Raw genomic sequence first — 18,598 nt, 5'->3', positions numbered from 1 at the left:
TGCCCACAGGTTTTCTCCCCCCTTGTGGGGGAGATGGCCGGCAGGCCAGAGGGGGCTTTTTTGTTGGCGCACCTTCAAACGTCTCTATTCGCATCCGGAGATCCCCCATGACGACAATCGAACCGGCTCCGATGGTGACGCCGACCAGGCCGCGGCGGTCCATGGCCGATGGCTTGCGCAATGGCTTGCCGAAGCTCGTTCTGGCGCCGTCCTTTGCCATCATTCTGGTGTTCGTCTACGGCTTCATTCTGTGGACAGTCTATCTGTCGTTCACCACGTCGAAGATGATGCCGATCTACAAGTGGGGCGGGTTCGATGCCTATTACCGGCTCTGGTCGCAGCCCAACTGGTATGTGGCGATGCAGAACCTCGCCATATTCGGCGTGCTCTATATCGTGCTCTGCACCGCGATCGGGCTTTTCATCGCGATCCTGATGGATCAGCGCATCCGCGCCGAAGGCGTCCTTCGGCCGATCTTTCTCTATCCGATGGCGCTGTCCTTCGTCGTGACAGGCACGGCCTGGAAGTGGTTCCTCAACCCGGGCCTCGGGCTTGAGAACACAATGCACAATCTCGGCTGGGAAAGCTTCAAGTTCGACTGGCTGGTGAACCCCAAGATGGCGATCTACACCGTCGTCATCGCCGGCGTCTGGCAGGCCTCGGGCTTTATCATGGCGATGTTTCTGGCGGGTCTTCGCGGTATCGACGGCGAGATCGTCAAGGCCGCCCAGATCGATGGCGCGTCAACCGTGTCGATCTATCGCCGCATCATCATTCCCATGCTGCGTCCGGTCTTCCTGTCGGCCTTCATCGTGCTCGCGCATATGGCGATCAAGTCCTATGACCTCGTCATCGCGCTCACGGGCGGCGGGCCGGGCAATGCCACCGAACTGCCGTCCACCTTCATGTATTCCTACACGTTTACCCGCAACCAGATGAATGTGGGCTCGGCCAGCGCCGTGATGATGCTGATGGGCATTACCGCGATCATCGTCCCCTATCTCTATTCCGAGCTTCGGGAGAAGAACCATTGAGCGCGATCCCTGAAAATGTCAGCGCCGGGTCGGTCCGCACCGTCCGCTATTTCATCTATGGCGCACTGATCATCCTTGCCGCCGTCTATCTGCTGCCGCTCTATGTGATGCTGACCACGTCGCTGAAGTCGCTCGACGAGATCCGCGGCGGCGACATGCTGGCGCTGCCGTCCGATCCCTCCATCGCCGCCTGGGTCAAGGCCTGGGGCGAGGCCTGCATCGGCGTCTCCTGCGTCGGCATCAAGGGCTATTTCTGGAACTCGCTGAAGATGGTGGTTCCGGCTGTGGCCATCTCGACGCTGCTCGGCGCGCTCAATGGCTATGTTCTCACCAAGTGGCGCTTTCCCGGCCACAAGCTGGTGTTCGGCATGATGCTGTTTGCCTGCTTCATCCCGTTCCAGGCGGTGCTGATCCCGATGGCGCGTCTGCTGGGTGCGATGGGTATGTCGAATTCCACCGCCGGCCTCGTGTTCGTCCATGTGGTCTACGGCCTCGGCTTCACCACGCTGTTTTTCCGCAACTATTACGAGGCGTTTCCGGACGAGCTGGTCAAGGCTGCGATGATGGATGGCGCCGGCTTCTTCAAGATCTTCTGGCGCATTCTTCTGCCAAGCTCCGGCCCGATCATCGTCGTCACGGTCATCTACCAGTTCACCAATATCTGGAACGACTTCCTGTTCGGCGTCTCGTTCTCGTCGGGCGAGGCATCGCCGATGACGGTGGCGCTCAACAACCTCGTTTCGTCTTCCACCGGCGTCAAGGAATACAATGTCGACATGGCCGCCGCCGTGTTTGCGGCATTGCCGACGCTGCTCGTCTACGTCGTCGCCGGACGTTATTTCGTGCGTGGCCTGATGGCCGGCGCAGTCAAGGGTTGATCCAACATGAGCTTTCTCGAGATCAAGAATATCCGCAAGAAGATCGGCAATGTCGAGATCCTCAAGGGCATCGACATCGATCTGGAAAAGGGCGGCTTTCTGGTGCTGGTCGGCCCGTCCGGCTGCGGCAAGTCCACGCTGCTCAACGCCATTGCCGGCCTGCTGCCGCCGACATCGGGTGACATCGTCATCGATGGCGAGGTGGTGACGGACCTGCATCCGTCCAAGCGCGACATCGCCATGGTGTTCCAGTCCTACGCGCTCTATCCGAACATGACTGTGGAGGAGAACATCGCGTTTGCGCTGGAGATGCGCGGCATCGACAAGGCGGAGCGGGAAACGGCCGTCGCAAGCGTGGCAAAGACCCTGCAGATCGAGCATCTTCTGAAGCGCCGCCCGAGCCAGCTTTCCGGCGGCCAGCGGCAGCGCGTCGCCATGGGCCGGGCGCTGGTTCGCAAGCCGCGCGTGTTCCTGTTCGACGAACCGCTTTCCAACCTTGATGCGAAGCTGCGCGTCGAGGTGCGGGCGGAAATCAAGGCGCTGCACCAGAACACCAACGCCACGATCGTCTACGTCACCCACGACCAGATCGAGGCGATGACGCTTGCGACCAAGATCGTCGTCCTCAAGGAAGGCATCGTACAGCAGGTCGGAACGCCTGCCGAAATCTACAATCTGCCGGCCAATCTGTTTGTCGCCGATTTCATGGGCTCGCCGGCAATGAACATGCTGAAGGGCAAGGTCGTCTCCGGCGGCGTCGCCCTGTTCGGCGGTTCGACGACGGTTGCCGTGCCGCCAACAGTGACGTCTGCTTTGCCCGCGGGCAAGGATGTCATTCTCGGCCTGCGCCCCGAAGCGATCACCGATTCCGGCCTTGCCGATCCGACGGCGCATGCGATTGCATTCGTTGATGCGCAGGTAACTATGGTCGAGCCGACGGGCTCCGACACGTTCGTGACCGGTCGGATGGACGGGGTCAATTTCACGGGACGCGCTCGCGCCGAAATACCGGTCACGCTTGGCCAGACATTCCGCTTCGCCTTCAATCTCGACAAGGCCGTCGTGTTTGATCCGGAAAGCGGCAACCGCATCGGCTAAGTCCATGATCGGGCCAGAAAATTGACTTGACAAAAGACAATTTTCCTATCCCGAATCCGGTCGTTACGGGGCAATAGGGAACTATTCCTGTCCGCCCCGTGTTTCCCTTGTGACTGAAACAAGGGAGAGATGCCATGTCGCTGACCCGCGATTTCACGCCCTACGATTCGCGCCGGACCGCGTCCGGCCACGTCTCGTCCGGCGCGCCCGTGCGCCGATCCTTCCCCAAATCCTGGGGCGCCGAACATGTCGGCGAAAACAGCGTTCTGTTCCGCCTCTGGGCGCCGGACATCGAGCGCCTGCGCCTTCGTATCGCTGGCCGCAACCGCGAAATGCTGCCGGCCGGGCAGGGCTGGTTCACGCTGACCGTCGAAGGCGTCGAGCCCGGCACGCCCTACCAGTTCGTCATGCCCGACGGTAAGGCCTTCGCTGATCCCGCATCGCGAGCGCAGGACGGTGGCGTCGATGGCCACTCGATGATCGTCGATCCGGCCTTCTACCGCTGGAACATGCCGGCCTGGAAGGGGCATGCCTGGGAAGAGGCTGTGATTTACGAGATGCATATCGGCACCTTCACGTCCGAGGGCACGTTTCGCGCCGCAGCGTCTCGTCTCGCCGACCTTGCCGATCTCGGCTTCACTGTCATTCAGCTGATGCCGGTCAGCGAATTTCCGGGCGATCGCGGCTGGGGCTATGACAGCGCGCTCCCCTATGCCCCGCACCACGCCTACGGTTCGCCTGATGACATGAAGGCTTTCGTCGATGCCGCCCACCGGGTCGGCCTGTCGGTCATGCTGGATGTCGTCTACAACCACTTCGGCCCGGCTGGAAACCTGATCGTCTCGAACATCCCGTCTTTCTTCGATCCGCAGTTTATCACGCCGTGGGGTCCGTCGATCAACTTTGCCCAACCAGCCGTGCGTGCTTTCTTCATCGAAAACGCGCTCTACTGGCTGGAAGAGTTCAATCTCGATGGCCTTCGCATCGATGCGGTGGACGAAATCCTGGATGAAACGTCAGAGAAGCACATTCTCGTCGAACTTGCAGAGCGCGTTCATTCCGAAACGACGGGTCGGCGGCGCCATCTCGTGATGGAGGACCATCGCGCCATCCTGCGCAACCCGGAACGTGGCGGTACGCCGGATGCGTTTGTGGCCGGATGGAACAACGACGCCTACCACGCCGCACATGTGATCGCGACAGGCGAGGCCGTGGGCCATGCCGGACCTTTTGCCGCGCAGCCGGTCGCCAAGCTCGCCGCTTGCCTCGCGCATGGCGGCATGCCGTCGCAGGACGATGACGAGCAAGACGCGAGGTCAGACGCGGACGCGGGCGGATCTTCGCCGCTCACTTCGTATATCCACTTCCTGCAGAACCATGATCATGTGGGCAATCGCGCCCATGGCGAACGATTGATCTCCCTGTCGGAGCCGGGGCTTCTCGACGTCATGACTTCAATGCTGCTTCTGTCGCCGCAGGTGCCGATGATGTTCATGGGCGAGGAATATGGGGAAGTGCAGCCGTTCGCGTTCTTTGCCGATTACGAGGGCGACATCGCCATGACCACCTGGGCCAACCGGTTGATCGAGGCGGAAAAATTCAGCGGCCTGCCGGAAGGCGTCACAGAACCTTGGCAGTTGGACAATCCGAATGCGCCGGAAGCGTTCGAGAAATCGAAACTGCGCTGGGAGCATCGCGACACGGCGGAGGGCTCTGCCGCCTACGGGAAGATCCGGGATCTGATCGGAAAGCGGCGCGAGCACGTGGTTCCAGGGCTTTCCGGCATGCCTCACAGCGTCGGTCGCGTTCTTGCCTCGGCGCCGGAGACAATCGCAATCGACTGGCAGCTGTCGGATCGTCTCGTGCAACTGCGTGCCAATCTGAGCGCGTCTGAGGTCGAAGCACCTGGCATTTCCGGGTTTGTGATCCACCGGGTGCCGGAAACCGTCGTTGCCGATGGAACTGGGCCGCTGGTCATGCCGGCAACGTCGCTGCTTGCGGCGATCTCGCGGCACTGAATATTCGAATATTCGACGGAAAGGTGACGGCCGCATCACCAAGTCCTTGGCCAGTGTTCCAAAAGCCGCTAGAACTCATGGCGTTGCTTTCAAAGCCAAGGGACGGGGCTAAGAATGGATCACCAGCGCGGCGGCTCTGCTGCCTGCCAACCTTCCCGCGCAACGGTCGTGCGGGATGGCTAGGTTTGCGCGGCTCTTCCCGACGGCACCGATCGGGGCTTATCTGATCGCGCTCGTCGTGGGCGTGGCTTTACCGCTGCTTGTCTTCGGCGCCTTTCTCATGCTGCAGCTGGAAGAGCACGAACGGGACATGCTCTCCTCGAATACGGCAGAAGACGCCCAGATGATCGCTCGTGCGGTCGACCGCGAGCTGCAGGACATGGCAACGACGCTGCGCCTGCTGGTCAGTTCTCCCGAGCTGGAGTCCGGTGACCTTCGCGCCTTCCACGAGCGGACCCGGTCGAGCCTGCGTTCCACCAAGCTTTTCGTGATCGTCGCAGACCGGGACGGACAGCTTCGGCTGAATACCCGCGTCCCCTTCGATACGCCGCTCGGCAAGACCGCCAACATGCCAGCGCTCGAATCCATGCTGCGCAGCGGCTTGACGGAAGCCTCCAGCATGTTTCGCGGCACGACCAGCGGAAAGTGGGTCTTCAACGTCGCGATGCCGCTGTCTGAGAAGACAAACGCCTCGGGCGCTGCGATGATCATCACGCAGAATGCCGAGGATCTGCAAAAGCTACTGTCCGTCGATGGCCTGCCGGATGGCTGGTCTGCCGCGGTCCTCGATGGCAGCGGTCAGGTTGTCACCTCGGTCGGTGCCGCAAAGATGGCGGAGGGCGCCAGGTTTCCCAGCGAAACTCTTCGGCTGATGACCGGTTTTCGCGGCACGATCGAAGATGTCGATGGTGCGGGCAAAAAGATGTACGGCTATGCGCAGATTACCGGCTGGGCCTGGAAGACCGTCGTCTGGGGGCCGATCGCGTCCGCGCAGGAAAACATTATCTCCACCTGGCGGCAGCTCGTTGCGGGCGGCATCGTCTTTCTCGCCATAGCCATGGTCGTCGCCTACCTCGTCGCCTGGCAGCTGCGGATCCCGATTAGGCAGATCGCCGACATGGCCGAACGGATCGGCAAGGGCGAAATCGTCTCGCCGGTGGAGACCAAGATCACCGAGGCGAACCAGATCGCCGTCGCGCTTTCGAACGCCTCGTTCGACCGGAGCCAGGCGGAAGACCGTATTCATCTCATCCTGCACGAGCTGGTTCACCGGACAAAGAACATCCTCACGCTTGTCCAGGCTATGATGCGCCAGCTGGCACGCAAGGATACGCCGATGGACGAGTTCCAGAGGGCAATCAGCACCCGCCTCCAGGGGCTGGGGAAATCGATCGAGGCTCTCGCCGAAGAGCAATGGGGCGGTGTTCCGATGCATCGGGTCGTCGAGATCCACATGAGCACGTTTGCGGAAGCGGCGGACCGCGTCCAGATCCAGGGCGAGGATTTTGTGCTGAAGGCGGGTGCAGTTCAGAATCTCGGCTTGGTGCTGCATGAACTCGCCACCAATTCCGTCAAATACGGCGCATTGTCTGTACCCCATGGTACGGTACGGATCTCATGGAGCGATATCGCCGAGGAGACCGTCTCGGATGCAGACGGCGAGAGCCGTGGTGTGAACCTACTTCTGGTCTGGGAAGAAAGCGGCGGCCCGACGGTAAAGCCGCCCACCCGCACCGGGTTCGGCACGACCATCATCAAGCGCCACGCGACCGCTGCATTCAGCGGCACTGTCGATATCGATTTCCGGCCCGGCGGCCTGGTCTGGCGGATGACGGTACCGCGTGCCAACCTGGAGCGCCCGGACGCTTCGGAAGGCTTGCGCGACGTCCCTCTTTAAGTTCTCTGGGTGTTTCAACGCGTGGGAACGAAGCGATATCCATCTCAGTTTAGCGGTTATGGATACGTTAGTCAGCACCATTGAAATTGACGTCGAGTCTCTCAAGACGATCGGCCTCACCTATGTCAACGATACCGAACCCGGCATTCGGCGGGAACGACGCGGCAAGGGGTTCAGTTACCGGTTGCCGGATGGCGGCTTGCTGGTTGAGGATGACCACCATACCCGCATCTCCGCACTCGGCCTGCCGCCAGCCTACGAAAACGTCTGGATCTGTCTCGATGCCAGCGGCCATCTGCAGGCAACCGGCTATGACAGCCGCGGCCGCAAGCAGTATCGTTATCACACGGACTGGCAGAATTTCCGCAGCGAGCGAAAGTTCGACCAGCTTGCCCAGTTTGGCGAGGCCTTGCCGCGCATCCGGTCCAGAGCTGCCCGCGATCTGTCGCATGGTCTCGACAAGTCCGAGGCGGTGATCGCCGCGCTTGTGGCGCTAATGGACATGACACATCTGAGGGTCGGCAACCGCGCCTACGCCAAGGAAAACCGCACCTATGGCGCAACGACGCTTTTGAAGCGTCACATGGTTTTGTCCGGTGACGGTATCCTTTTGAAATTCACCGCCAAGGGTGGCAAGCGGGTGCAGCACACGCTGAAACATCCGCGTCTCCAACGTATCCTGGAAGACGTCGCCGACCTCCCGGGACGCCAGCTGTTTTCGTTTCCCGATGAACACGGTACGCCGCGACCGATCGATTCTGGCCGGCTTAACGCGTATCTTGCCAAGGCCGCCGGTTTTCCGGTCACGGCAAAGACGTTCCGCACGTGGGGCGGAAGCCTCGCAGCCTTCATGTCAGCCTGGAATACAATGGCTGAGGACGGCCACCGTCCCAAGATCAAGGCATTGTGCAACGCAGCTTCTGAAGCGCTGCACAACACGCCAGCCGTCTGCCGCACCAGCTATATCCATCCGCAGATCCTGAGCCTTGCCGAGGATGTCTCGCCGCTCGAAAAGATCATGAACGCGAAGACCCTGCCGACGGACGGCCGCCGTGGTCTGCGCATGAACGAGCGCCGGCTTCTGGCATTCCTGAAGCAGGAACAGACCTGACCGGACCGGTTCTCGCTCCATCAGCCAGCGTATGATCTCGTGGCACGCAGACAAGAGAAAGCCCGCACCGACCATGGCGGAGCGGGCTTTCGTTACCAGTCATTCTGCAATCAAGCGGCCTGTCTGTTGTGACGGCCCTCGTTGACTTCCTCGACGATCTTGTCGACGAACTGCTGCAGGTCGTCGGGTGACCGCGATGTGATGATGCCGTTATCGCAGACCACGGCTTCGTCCTGCCAGGACGCGCCTGCATTGCGAACGTCGGTCCGGATCGACGGGTAGGATGTCGCCTTGCGGCCACGCAGGGCATCCGCCTCTATCAGCAGCCATGGACCATGGCAGATGGCAGCAACAGGCTTGCCGCTCGCCACAAAATCTCGCACGACGCTGATCGCCGTTTCATCCTTGCGCAGCACATCGGGATTGATCTGTCCGCCGGGCAGAACCAGCGCATCAAAATCGCTTGCCTTGACGTCCTTCGCTTCAAGGTCGACCGCGACAGAGTCACCCCAGTCGGTCTCGTCCCAGCTTCTGATCTCTCCAGACTTGATCGAAGCGATCTTCACGTCGGCACCACGTTTGCGCAGTTCATCGAGCGGAAACCGGAGCTCCGAGCGCTCGTAGCCGTCGGTTGCTAGAATCAGGATGGAAGCGGACTTCATGTCAGCCATGTTTCACTCCTTTTTATTGTCATGGACTGTTGTCGTGGCCGGCCCGGTTACAGGCGGCCAGTCGAGAGATCCCTGCCATTGATAGACGCGGGGACACTGATCTCCTCTCGCGCTGTTCTGGGAAGCGGCAGTACGACGGCATCGGGCACCAGGACCCTAAGCTCTTGCGGGCTTTTGGCCGCAAGATGCTTTTGATGGCCGAAGCTGCGATGCGAAAGGAACCGGTTCTTCAGCATTGTCAGAACGTGATGCATGATGGATCTCCCGTCGTGAACACAAGGTTTTTCGCCCGGTCACTGGATGTCCAACCCGACCGGTGTCATTTCGTTCCAGATCTTACACGATGTAATAGTACGTTACTGAACGACTCGAACGCGCCAAGCTCACAGGAAGTCTCGCCGATAAAAAGTTGGCGTCAGCGAAGAGGCCAGCCACAGTTATGCGTCGCTGGTGTCAATCAATCGGATGATCTGTCGATCGCTAGATCGGAACGACCATCATGTAACAGGCCGCAATGACCATCACGAAACCTGCAGCCTCGATCCATTCCTTGACCATGATTGCCTCCCGCCACACTCCTAAAGCCTATCAACTGCGATACGGAATCATGGTTCCACGAAATGGCCACAAATGCGGCGAAACGGCCTTATTCATAAAATTTGATCAACTCTTGTCGGCTTTTGCCCTTGCACGTGCCGCTTCCAGCACCGAGCGCACTTCGCGGGCCATGGCGTTTTCGATCGCGAAGGCACCATCGGGGGAGAAACCGGGATCTTCCTCGTTGTCCTTGAATGTAGCGTCGTCACGCAGCCGCTGCACGAAACGGGTGGTCGTCAGCTCGCCGCCAATCATTGCAGCGATCAGATCGATCATCAGTTCGCGATGCGCGTTCAGCCGGCCTTCGAGCTCTTCCGGGGGCATGATCGTCATGGTCTTCTCCCTGTTGTTATGGGTACCAACAGAGAGATAGGGGAGGCGGCCCATCCGGAAACGCGTGCCGCCCTCAAAATTTCGCGGGCAACTTGCGAAACCTCCTAAATTGCAGGGCCTCTGGAACGAATTGCAGCCTCGCACCTTCTATAGGCGAAAGTTTCAATTGGTATGACCAGCGGGGAAATATGGATACGAAATCGAGCCACTTTGTCGTTCACCCGGGTTCCTGGCTGCAGCTGGGTGCAAATTACGACGGCGATGGCGTCAACTTCGCGATTTTCTCGGCGCATGCCGAGCGCGTCGAACTTTGCCTGTACGACCCGAGCGGCAAGGTGGAAATCGCCCGCCTCGAGCTGCCGGAATACACCCACGAGATCTGGCACGGCTATATCCCCGGCCTGAAGCCCGGCGCTCTTTACGGCTACCGCGTGCATGGCCCCTATGACCCGGAAAACGGCCATCGCTTCAACCCCAACAAGCTGCTGATCGACCCCTATGCACGCGAACTGTTCGGCGACGTTGAGTGGAACGAGGCACACTTTGCCTATGACCTCCTTGCCGAAGACAAGGACCTGACCTTCGACGAACGCGACAGCGGTCCCTATACACCGAAGGGCGTTGTCATCGACCCGAATTTCGACTGGCACGACAACAACCGTCCGAAGATCAGCTGGCCACAGACAGTCCTCTATGAAACGCATGTGAAGGGTTTTACCCAGCTCAACCCCGGCGTTCCGATCGACTTGCGCGGCACGTACGAAGGCATGGGCCACAAGGCGACTGTCGATTACATCAAGAACCTCGGCATCACCTCGGTGGAGCTGCTGCCGGTCCACTCCTTCCCGGACGACCAGCACCTGCTCGATCGTGGCCTGAAGAATTTCTGGGGCTACAACACCCTCAACTTCTTCTCGCCGGCCTCGCGCTACTTCGGGCCGAAGGGCATCCAGGGTTTCCGCGAGATGGTGCGGAACTTCCACGATGCCGGCGTCGAGGTCATTCTCGACGTGGTCTACAACCACACCGCCGAAGGCAACGAGCTTGGACCGACCCTGTCGTTCAAGGGCATCGACAACTTCTCCTACTACCGCACCATGCCCGACCAGCATCGTTACTACATCAACGACACCGGCACCGGTAACACCGTCAACACTTCGCATCCGCGCGTACTGCAGATGGTCACCGACTCCCTGCGCTACTGGGCTGAAGCCATGCACATCGACGGCTTCCGCTTCGATCTTGGCACCATTCTCGGTCGCGAGCCGGAAGGCTTCAACGAGCGCGGTGGCTTCTTCGATGCCATCACGCAGGATCCGGTCCTTTCCAAGGTTAAGCTGATCGGCGAGCCTTGGGATATCGGTCCGGGCGGCTACCAGGTCGGCGGCTTTCCGCCTGGCTGGGCCGAATGGAACGACAAGTACCGCGATACGGTGCGCGAATACTGGAAGGGCGACAACGTCTCGACGGACTTTGCGGCGCGCCTTCTCGGTTCCGGCGATCTTTACGATCAGCGCGGTCGTCGTCCCTGGGCATCGGTCAACTTCATCACCGCCCATGACGGCTTCACCTTGAACGACATGGTTTCGTACAACGAGAAGCACAACGACGAGAACGGCGAAGACAATAACGACGGCCATAACGACAACCGTAGCTACAATTACGGTGAGGAAGGCCCGACGGAAGACGAGGGCATCAACGCTGTGCGTGAGCGCCAGAAGCGCAACTTCCTCGCCACGCTCATGTTCTCGCACGGCACACCGATGCTGCTGGCCGGTGACGAGTTCGGTCGCAGCCAGCTCGGCAACAACAACGGCTACTGCCAGGACAGCGAGATCTCCTGGGTTGCCTGGGAAAACCTGCCGGAAAGCAACGAGCAGCTGCGCGAGTTTACCCGCCAGATCATCAAGCTCCGGCACGAGCAGCCGTTGCTGCGCCGCGAGAACTGGCGCGATGGCATGGACATCAAGTGGTTCAACGCCGGCGGTGGTTTCCAGACGTCCGAACAGTGGGACGAAGGCTCGACGATCGGTCTCTACATTGGCCGTGGCGACCTGAAGGAAGAGGAAGGCATCTGGCACGACGTGCTGCTGCTGTTCAACCCGTTCGAAGGCAACGTGCCGTTCCAGATCCCGCAGTTCGGCGAAGGTGGCTGGGTGCTGGAGATGACCACATCGGATTATTCCAAGAAGGGTCTCGTGATCACCAAGGAATGGGACTTCGAACTCGAAGGCCGCAGCCTGGCACTGTTCCGCCGTCCGTGATGGCAGCCTGAATACTCTGATCTCCAAGCCCCGCCGGTCTCCGGCGGGGTTTTTCGTTTGGGTGGTATGCCCCAAGGGCAGAACTCACCAGCCTTCAGCCGAACTCATTCGATGACAGCTTTTCCTCATGCTATGTCTCTGTTCACACCACGATGCAGGGAGGGAAGCACAGTATGTCGGCAGAAAAGGTAGCGATCGTCACAGCGGGCGGAAGCGGTATGGGAGCGGCGTCTGCGAAAAAGCTCGCGGCCGATGGGTTCAAGGTAGCGATCCTCTCCTCGTCCGGTAAGGGTGAGGTCTTGGCGCAGGAACTCGGGGGACTCGGCATCACCGGCTCCAACCAGTCCAACGACGATCTCAAGCGGCTCGTTGATGCGACTATGGAGACATGGGGACGGGTCGACGTGCTCGTCAACAGCGCCGGCCACGGACCGCGTGCGCAGATCGTCGAGATCACCGACGACCAGTGGCATACCGGCCTCGATGTTTATCTGCTCAACGTCATCCGTCCGGTGCGGCTGGTGGCGCCGATCATGCAGGCCCAGAAGTCGGGCTCGATCGTCAATATCTCGACCGCTTGGGCCTTCGAGCCGTCCGCGATGTTCCCGACATCGGCGGTGTTTCGCGCCGGGCTCGCCGCTTATACGAAAATCTTTGCAGATACCTACGCGGCCGACAATGTGCGCATCAACAACGTTTTGCCCGGCTGGATCGACAGCCTGCCGGCAACCGATGACCGGCGCGACAGCGTGCCGATGAAGCGCTACGGCACAAGCGAGGAAATCGCCGCAACGGTCGCGTTCCTGGCATCCGAGGGCGCCGGTTACATCACTGGGCAGAACCTGAAGGTGGATGGTGGTTTGACGCGGTCGGTCTGAGACCTGCGGTTCTCGTTAGCCGAACGCTGTGTGCGCCGTGCGCCGTGTTCGTCAAGGAATCAAACGACGCAGGTGCCGATCACGGCACCTGCCGGATCAGTAGCTCGCTCGTCGATCCGCGGAGGAGTTGCCGGCCTTGCGCACCAGGTTGGTGTAGACGGTGGCGTATTGCTGGGCGCTGCGCTCCCAGGAGAATTTCGCCTTCATCGCCTGGTTCTGCAACCGGGCCCACATTTTCGGTTCCTGGTAGGCGTGCATGGCCCGGCGCAGCGCGAGACGCAGTCCGTCGGTCGTCACAGGGTGGAACTGGAAGCCGGTCGCAACCCGTGCCGACATCGCTGCATCATTGGCATCGATGATGGTTTCCGACAGCCCGCCTGTGCGCGAGACGACGGGCACGGTGCCGTAGCGAAGCGCGTAAAGCTGCGTCAGGCCGCAGGGCTCGAACCGCGAGGGCTGCACGATCGCGTCCGAACCGGCATGGATGAGATGCGCGGTCGGTTCGTCGTAGCCGATGTGGACGGCCATCTTGCCGGGATAGCGCGCAGCCGTATCCAGCAGCGCCTGTTCGATATCCTTGTCGCCCTGGCCGAACACGATGATACGACCGCCATTGTGGATGACCTCGTCCGCCGTATCGGCGAACATGTCGAAACCCTTCTGCCAGGTGAGGCGGCTGACGGCGGAAAAGATCGGTCCGTTGCCTTCAGGGTCGAGCCCGAACTTTTCCATCAATACGGTCTTGTTGTCGCGCTTGCGCTTCAGCGAGGAGACATCGTAATTGCGCGGAATATGCGGATCTGTTGCCGGGTCCCAGATGTCGAGGTCTGTGCCGTTGACGATGCCGCGCAACACGGTCACGCGCTCGTTCAGGACACCGTCAAGGCCCATGCCGAAACGCGGCGTGAGGATCTCCCGGGCATAGGTGGGGCTGACCGTGGTGATGGCGTCGGCGGTCAGAAGGCCGCCCTTCAGGTAGCTGATGCCCCCGAAATATTCGATCCCGTTGATTGAAAACAGCGAGCTGGGAAGGCCGATCGCGGGAAGGATGTCTGCGGAATACTGGCCCTGGAACGCGATGTTGTGGATGGTGATCACGCTCGGAATGGCGCAGCCCATTTCGCGCATGTAGACCGACGTCATCGCCGACTGCCAGTCATGGGTATGAACGACATCGGGTACGAAACCCGGGAGAAGCCCACCGGCGATTTCCGCCGCAGCCTTCGACAGAGCTGCGAAGCGCCGCCAGTTGTCGTGATGGTCGTTGCCATGCTCGTCCACATAAGGTCCGCCAAGCCGGTCATAGAGTTCCGGCGCGTCGAGCACGAACAGGTTCAGGCCTTCGATTTTCACATGCAGCAGCGACGCGCGGGTACCGAGCAGATCGTCGAACAGAGCAAGCGGCGTCACGCCGGAGCTTACCTGGGCCATCACTTTGGGATAACCCGGAATGAGCGTTATGGTGTCAATCCCGAGGGCAGCAAGCGCCTTCGGCAGCGATCCTGTCACATCGGCCAATCCGCCGGTCTTGACCAGCGGGAAGATTTCCGAGGTGACCGACAATACTTTCATCGCGAAATTTTCCCCACTGCGTCCCCCAAGGCTCCGCTGCGTGCTACGCCCGAGAACGGCGTCCGACGAGTGCGAACGGTCAGTACTCTGACTGGCAACCGGGTCATCAACTGATGCTATTTCGATGGGGCCATCCAAGGGGCCGTACGCGTCCATCATGCCAACTCCCACCCTTGTCCATGCCATTTCACATCAGTGCCGGAGGGGAGACCTGTGTCAGCGACCGCCGAAATGGGAAAACCAGTCAGAGAAATACACGAATACGCAAAAGCCATTGCCGTCTTTCAGATGTAATGATTACCCCGCGGCAGAGACTGCCGCGGCCCGTCATGTCCGCTCTTGTCTGCGTGACCCGGCTGGCGTCAAAGGCCAGCCCGGCCTATCGGGACCGCTTCTTGGCAGGCTGTTTGCCCGCGGGAACCGGGGCCGGAGAAACCGGCACGGACTTCTTTTCGCTTGAGGCCTCGGAGGCGAGCGCTTTTTTCGATTTTTCGGACCCCGCCGCCGCTGACTTGGCAGGCTTGGCTGCTTTGGCGGTGGATACCTTGGTATTTGCGGTGGGCAGTTTCGGCGCGGATGCTTCAGGCTGTTCGTGGGCGGCCGGTGCCGACGCAGTCGGCTTCAGCGTCGCAAACTCCAGTTTGGCGCGCTCCCAGTGCTCCGTATCTTTGCCTGAAGGATACCCCTCTTCCTCCCAGAGCGCATACGCGCGGTGCTTGATCCAGTCTTGTTCGGAATCAGCCATCTTTGTCTCCATTCACCCAAAAGCCGAAACGACCTTGTTGGGAATAAGTTCCATGGATTTCACGACAGAAATTCGATTGATTCAAATCGTGTTGGCACAAACAACCGACCGGACGGAACTATTCGAGGAGTTACGCGTTAGAGACCGCCGGGAGGAGACGCTGCAATGCAAAACTACTGCGATATTGTTCCAGACGCAACGGGCTGGGTCTATGTAATTGACGGGGTACATTCAACTTCGTACTTCCATACAGTGGAACTTGCCGTGGAGGCGGCGAAGGTCCAACTGCTGCGGCGTGGACGATTCCATGCCGGAGTTTTCCGCAGGCTTGGTGTCGATGGAAAGATGGCTCCGATTGAAATGCTGCCGAAATCCGGCATCCCGAAAGCCGCTTACCATAGCTGATTGACACCATTTTTAGCTGCCACGCCATTCATACGTCTTCGCAATCCTGTGGGACTGCGGAGCGTTTTTGTTTTGGCCATAGTCCGCGCGCCGATGTCGCAGACCGCAAATCAATCCAAAAAAGTCCGGCATGTGCCGGACTTTTTCGTTTTTCTGGCGTCACGTTCGCGAGGAGACACCCGATCTGGTGATCGGGCGTTTGTCGCTGTGGCGATCAGGCTGCCTTCTTGGCAGCGGCGTTGACGGTGGACTGTGCCAGTGCAGACAGCGCTTCGTCGGTCTTGCTTTCTTCTGCAAGCGTCTCGTCGAGAAGCTTTGCCACGTCCTTCAGGCCGAGTTCGGTCGCCCATGTGCGCAGCGTGCCGTAACGGCTGATCTCATAGTGTTCGACTGCCTGTGCAGCGGCCAGAAGGCCGGCGTCGAGAGCCGATGTGCCCTTGAATTCTTCGAGGATTTCCTCGCCTTCGGACAGGATGCCTTCGATCGCGTCGCAGGTCTTGCCCTGAGCGCGCTTGCCGATCAGTTCGAAAACCTGCTTCAGGCGTTCGATCTGGCCTTCGGTCTCTTCCTTATGGGTCTCGAAAGCGGCCTTCAGCTTCGGATCCTGGGCACCGCGGGCCATTTTCGGCAGCGCTTTTACGATCTGGCGCTCGGCGTAGTAGATGTCCTTCAGCGTTTCGTAGAACAGGTCTTCGAGGGTTTTGTCTTTAGCCATGGTGGATCTCCTTGAGAGTCGAATTCGCACCCAATGAACCAAAGCAGAAGCTGAAAGTTCCTCACATATTTGTGAAAAAAGGTCGAGATGGGGCGACAGCTTGCGGTTGGTCCGCAGATCAGATGTTCGCGCATGCGCCGGCGGGCGCTCATCTCGAGGTCAGGCGGTCAGCTGCCTTTACCGTCGAGCTTTTCGGACAATTCCTTCTGAAGCTGCAGGGCAAGACCGAGCAGGCGATCGGGCACGTCTTCCTTCTCGATCTCCGCCAACAGAACGGAAACCTTGCGGTTGACGCTGCGTCCGAAACTCGCGTCTTTTTCTTCCACCGGCTTGCTCTGCTTCTTCATTCCGACCTCTGACGTCACCGCCACCGAAAACACCCTCTGCCGGACGCTTTCGCCCGCATTCCCGAGCCCTTTAGAAACCTCTTATACCAATAAGATTAATTTCGGATATCCCGAAAAAGTCACAGCGAAGAATGAAAAAGGGCGACCTCCTATTCGGAGGCCGCCCACTTTGTTCCAATGGTCCGGGTCGGTATCAGTTCTTCGGCGGCTCCGGGGTGCCGGCCGGAATGGACGTTATTGTTGCGGCGACCGGATCGCTCGCCGGAAACGTATCTTCCAGGCCCTCGTCGAGCTGCTGTTCGAGGTCAGCGTCGCTGCCCTTTTCGCGCGCCGACTGCTCAGCCTTGTTGGCCTTCCACTCGTCGCTCTGTGCGCTGTTCTGGTCGTTGTCGTTGGTTTTGTCGGTAAAGCTCATGACATTCCCTCCTTGGTGTTGCCGATGATGCGGAAAAAACGGCTTGCTGCTTCAGTTTGTTCCGGCAGGCCGGCAAGAGCCCCATATTTTCAAGGTGATCTGCCGGCAATCTCCGGGTGGGGTTGAGAGGGCGGAACCAAAATGAAGGGGCACGCGTTTGCAGAAGTCAATCCGGCCGTCGAGACTTGGGAGAGGTAGGCAACGGTGTCTGAATCACAGTTGAATGGCGATCCTGCGCGGGCAGATATCGTGAAGCTTATACCGGCGCTTCGTGCCTTCGCGCGTACGTTCTGCCGCAATACGACGGATGCCGACGATCTCGTGCAGGAAACGCTGATGAAGGCGCTGGCCAACCTCGACAAGTTCGAGCGCGGCACGCGGCTGAAGTCCTGGCTCTTCACCATCATGCGCAACACGTTCTATACCCGATCCAAGATTTTAGGCCGCGAGGCTCCAGGGCTCGAAGAAAACGTGTCTGGCGATACGCCGATAGCTGCTTCGCAGGAAATGGCAATCAGGGCGAAGGAAGTTCGCGACGCTCTCGTAAAGCTGCCTCCCCATTACCGCGAGGTACTGACGCTGGTTGCCATTCTCGGTGAGAGCTACGAGGCAACAGCTGAAATCTGCGGCTGCGCTGTTGGAACGGTCAAGAGCCGTCTTAATCGCGCACGGCACCAGATCCTTCAGGAACTGGGGGAGGAAGCAAGATAACCCCGCTCGTCATCCAAACGCGGCTGCCCGAAGAGGCAGCCATCAATGCTCAGGAGCGCAAGGACATGAAGTTCGTACTGATCGCGACCGCGATCATGATAGCCACGGTCGCTCCTGTCTTCGCATTTATCTAGCCAGAAACGTCAAGGCGCCAAAGCGCCTATGCCGGATCCTCGTCGAGTTCGGGATAGTGGCGAAAGATGCCGTTCTCGTTGAAAGCGATGCGGCGGTCCGATTTGAGATAGGCAGCGACCCTCGGCCTTTTCCCAACGGCGTCGCGAAGTCTCGCCACATTCGGATAGCGGCTGTCCAGCGATGCCATCGCTCGCGGGAAAGCGTAGGTCAACCCTTCGGCGATCTGGAAGAGCGACAGGTCCACATAGGTGATGGCGCCGCCGACAGCCCAGCCTTCGCCGGTCGGGTTTGATCCGATCACGCCGTCGAAATAACCGAGAAACTTTGGCACCCGCTGCGCAAGAAACGCCTTTGTGCGCGCCTTGGCCTCCGGCTTCTGATCCTCGTAATAGTCCCCGGTGCTGATCGGATGGTGGGTGTCGTGAACCTCGGCCACGAAGTCGGTGATCGTCAGCTGCAGACCCTGCGCAAACACACGCAACCGTTCGTCATCGGGAGCAAGCCCGAGCTTCGGGCCGAGATAGTGCAAGATGTTGGCGACATGCGAGACGACGATCTCGCCGTCTTTCAGAAACGGCGGAGCGAATGGCAGGTCGGGATAGGCTTTGCTACCCTTCAGGTAATTCATCATCTTTTCGGACCCGTCCGTGGTTCTCGCCACGTCGCGATAGTCCGCACCGGCGTCTTCCAACGCCAGTCTGACGAATTCGCCGCGACCCTGCAGGCCGTCCCAGTAGTAGAGTTCATATGCCATGGCTGTGCTTGCAATCCCTG

General features: G+C 59.9%; 18 protein-coding genes. 10 read left to right on the top strand and 8 right to left on the bottom strand.

All coding sequences use genetic code 11. The features are described 5' to 3' along the window. Positions 1 to 131: 131 nt before the first annotated feature. The 6 genes from J3A65_RS15515 to J3A65_RS15490 all read left to right on the top strand — a co-directional run bounded on the left by J3A65_RS15515 (position 132) and on the right by J3A65_RS15490 (position 8,036). Positions 132 to 1,034, top strand: a complete 903-nt coding sequence (locus J3A65_RS15515; protein WP_062461963.1) for a sugar ABC transporter permease — start codon at positions 132 to 134, stop codon at positions 1,032 to 1,034. After that, the gene (locus tag J3A65_RS15510; RefSeq protein ID WP_209902102.1) at positions 1,031 to 1,912 is read left to right on the top strand and encodes a carbohydrate ABC transporter permease; all 882 of its coding nucleotides are present in this window, start codon (positions 1,031 to 1,033) and stop codon (positions 1,910 to 1,912) included. Before J3A65_RS15515 ends, J3A65_RS15510 begins: the two co-directional genes overlap by 4 nt. A gap of 6 nt (positions 1,913 to 1,918) precedes the next feature. Next, positions 1,919 to 3,010, top strand: coding sequence for an ABC transporter ATP-binding protein (locus tag J3A65_RS15505; RefSeq protein ID WP_209902100.1), 1,092 nt, complete (start codon positions 1,919 to 1,921; stop codon positions 3,008 to 3,010). Positions 3,011 to 3,144: 134 nt separating this feature from the next. Further along, positions 3,145 to 5,028: a malto-oligosyltrehalose trehalohydrolase gene (treZ, locus tag J3A65_RS15500; protein ID WP_209902098.1), complete on the top strand. Its 1,884-nt coding sequence runs from the start codon at positions 3,145 to 3,147 to the stop codon at positions 5,026 to 5,028. Between the two features lie 175 nt (positions 5,029 to 5,203). Further along, positions 5,204 to 6,925, top strand: a complete 1,722-nt coding sequence (locus tag J3A65_RS15495) for a sensor histidine kinase (RefSeq protein ID WP_209902096.1) — start codon at positions 5,204 to 5,206, stop codon at positions 6,923 to 6,925. 85 nt (positions 6,926 to 7,010) lie between these two features. Further along, a complete protein-coding gene (locus J3A65_RS15490; protein WP_062461960.1) occupies positions 7,011 to 8,036 on the top strand; it encodes a DNA topoisomerase IB in 1,026 nt (341 codons plus the stop codon). Between the two features lie 110 nt (positions 8,037 to 8,146). Here J3A65_RS15490 and J3A65_RS15485 read toward each other — a convergent pair whose 3' ends face one another. Further along, positions 8,147 to 8,707 carry a type 1 glutamine amidotransferase domain-containing protein gene (locus J3A65_RS15485; protein WP_062461469.1) on the bottom strand — a complete coding sequence of 187 codons (561 nt, stop codon included), beginning with the start codon at positions 8,705 to 8,707 and terminating at the stop codon, positions 8,147 to 8,149. Positions 8,708 to 9,370: 663 nt separating this feature from the next. Further along, positions 9,371 to 9,637, bottom strand: coding sequence for a hypothetical protein (locus tag J3A65_RS15480; RefSeq protein ID WP_209902094.1), 267 nt, complete (start codon positions 9,635 to 9,637; stop codon positions 9,371 to 9,373). A 188-nt stretch (positions 9,638 to 9,825) separates the two neighbouring features. On the opposite strand from J3A65_RS15480, the gene glgX reads away from it, so the two are divergent. After that, positions 9,826 to 11,901, top strand: coding sequence for a glycogen debranching protein GlgX (glgX, locus tag J3A65_RS15475; RefSeq protein WP_209902092.1), 2,076 nt, complete (start codon positions 9,826 to 9,828; stop codon positions 11,899 to 11,901). A gap of 173 nt (positions 11,902 to 12,074) precedes the next feature. Continuing rightward, positions 12,075 to 12,779: an SDR family oxidoreductase gene (locus J3A65_RS15470; RefSeq protein WP_209902090.1), complete on the top strand. Its 705-nt coding sequence runs from the start codon at positions 12,075 to 12,077 to the stop codon at positions 12,777 to 12,779. Positions 12,780 to 12,875: 96 nt separating this feature from the next. Here the strand turns inward: J3A65_RS15470 and glgA are convergent, their stop codons facing one another. After that, complete coding sequence (gene glgA / locus J3A65_RS15465) at positions 12,876 to 14,351, bottom strand: glycogen synthase GlgA (RefSeq protein ID WP_062461454.1); 1,476 nt, start codon at positions 14,349 to 14,351, stop codon at positions 12,876 to 12,878. A 379-nt stretch (positions 14,352 to 14,730) separates the two neighbouring features. Continuing rightward, positions 14,731 to 15,096, bottom strand: a complete 366-nt coding sequence (locus J3A65_RS15460) for a DUF2934 domain-containing protein (RefSeq protein WP_209902088.1) — start codon at positions 15,094 to 15,096, stop codon at positions 14,731 to 14,733. Between the two features lie 165 nt (positions 15,097 to 15,261). Between J3A65_RS15460 and J3A65_RS15455 the strand changes: the two genes are divergently transcribed. Beyond that, positions 15,262 to 15,501 (top strand): hypothetical protein, encoded by a 240-nt coding sequence (locus J3A65_RS15455; protein WP_139283771.1) that lies wholly within the window; start codon positions 15,262 to 15,264, stop codon positions 15,499 to 15,501. 214 nt (positions 15,502 to 15,715) lie between these two features. On the opposite strand, the gene J3A65_RS15450 is transcribed toward J3A65_RS15455, so the two are convergent. The 3 genes from J3A65_RS15450 to J3A65_RS15440 all read right to left on the bottom strand — a co-directional run bounded on the left by J3A65_RS15450 (position 15,716) and on the right by J3A65_RS15440 (position 16,978). Next, positions 15,716 to 16,216: a ferritin-like domain-containing protein gene (locus J3A65_RS15450; protein WP_062461448.1), complete on the bottom strand. Its 501-nt coding sequence runs from the start codon at positions 16,214 to 16,216 to the stop codon at positions 15,716 to 15,718. A gap of 167 nt (positions 16,217 to 16,383) precedes the next feature. Beyond that, a complete protein-coding gene (locus J3A65_RS15445) occupies positions 16,384 to 16,563 on the bottom strand; it encodes a hypothetical protein (protein ID WP_062461446.1) in 180 nt (59 codons plus the stop codon). 193 nt (positions 16,564 to 16,756) lie between these two features. Next, entirely contained in the window at positions 16,757 to 16,978 is a 222-nt protein-coding gene (locus tag J3A65_RS15440) for a hypothetical protein (RefSeq protein WP_209903678.1), read from the bottom strand. A gap of 249 nt (positions 16,979 to 17,227) precedes the next feature. Here J3A65_RS15440 and J3A65_RS15435 point away from each other — a divergent pair, with 249 nt between their 5' ends. Next, positions 17,228 to 17,689 (top strand): sigma-70 family RNA polymerase sigma factor, encoded by a 462-nt coding sequence (locus J3A65_RS15435; RefSeq protein ID WP_082472028.1) that lies wholly within the window; start codon positions 17,228 to 17,230, stop codon positions 17,687 to 17,689. A 160-nt stretch (positions 17,690 to 17,849) separates the two neighbouring features. Here the strand turns inward: J3A65_RS15435 and J3A65_RS15430 are convergent, their stop codons facing one another. After that, entirely contained in the window at positions 17,850 to 18,578 is a 729-nt protein-coding gene (locus J3A65_RS15430) for a glutathione S-transferase (protein WP_209902086.1), read from the bottom strand. Between the last annotated feature and the right edge of the window lie 20 nt (positions 18,579 to 18,598).

This window comes from Rhizobium sp. PvP014 (assembly GCF_017876855.1).
In the GTDB taxonomy this organism is placed as follows: Bacteria; Pseudomonadota; Alphaproteobacteria; order Rhizobiales; family Rhizobiaceae; genus Neorhizobium; species Neorhizobium soli.
The sequence above is the reverse complement of the archived record's forward strand: the minus strand, read 5'-3'. Positions and strand labels throughout refer to the sequence as shown.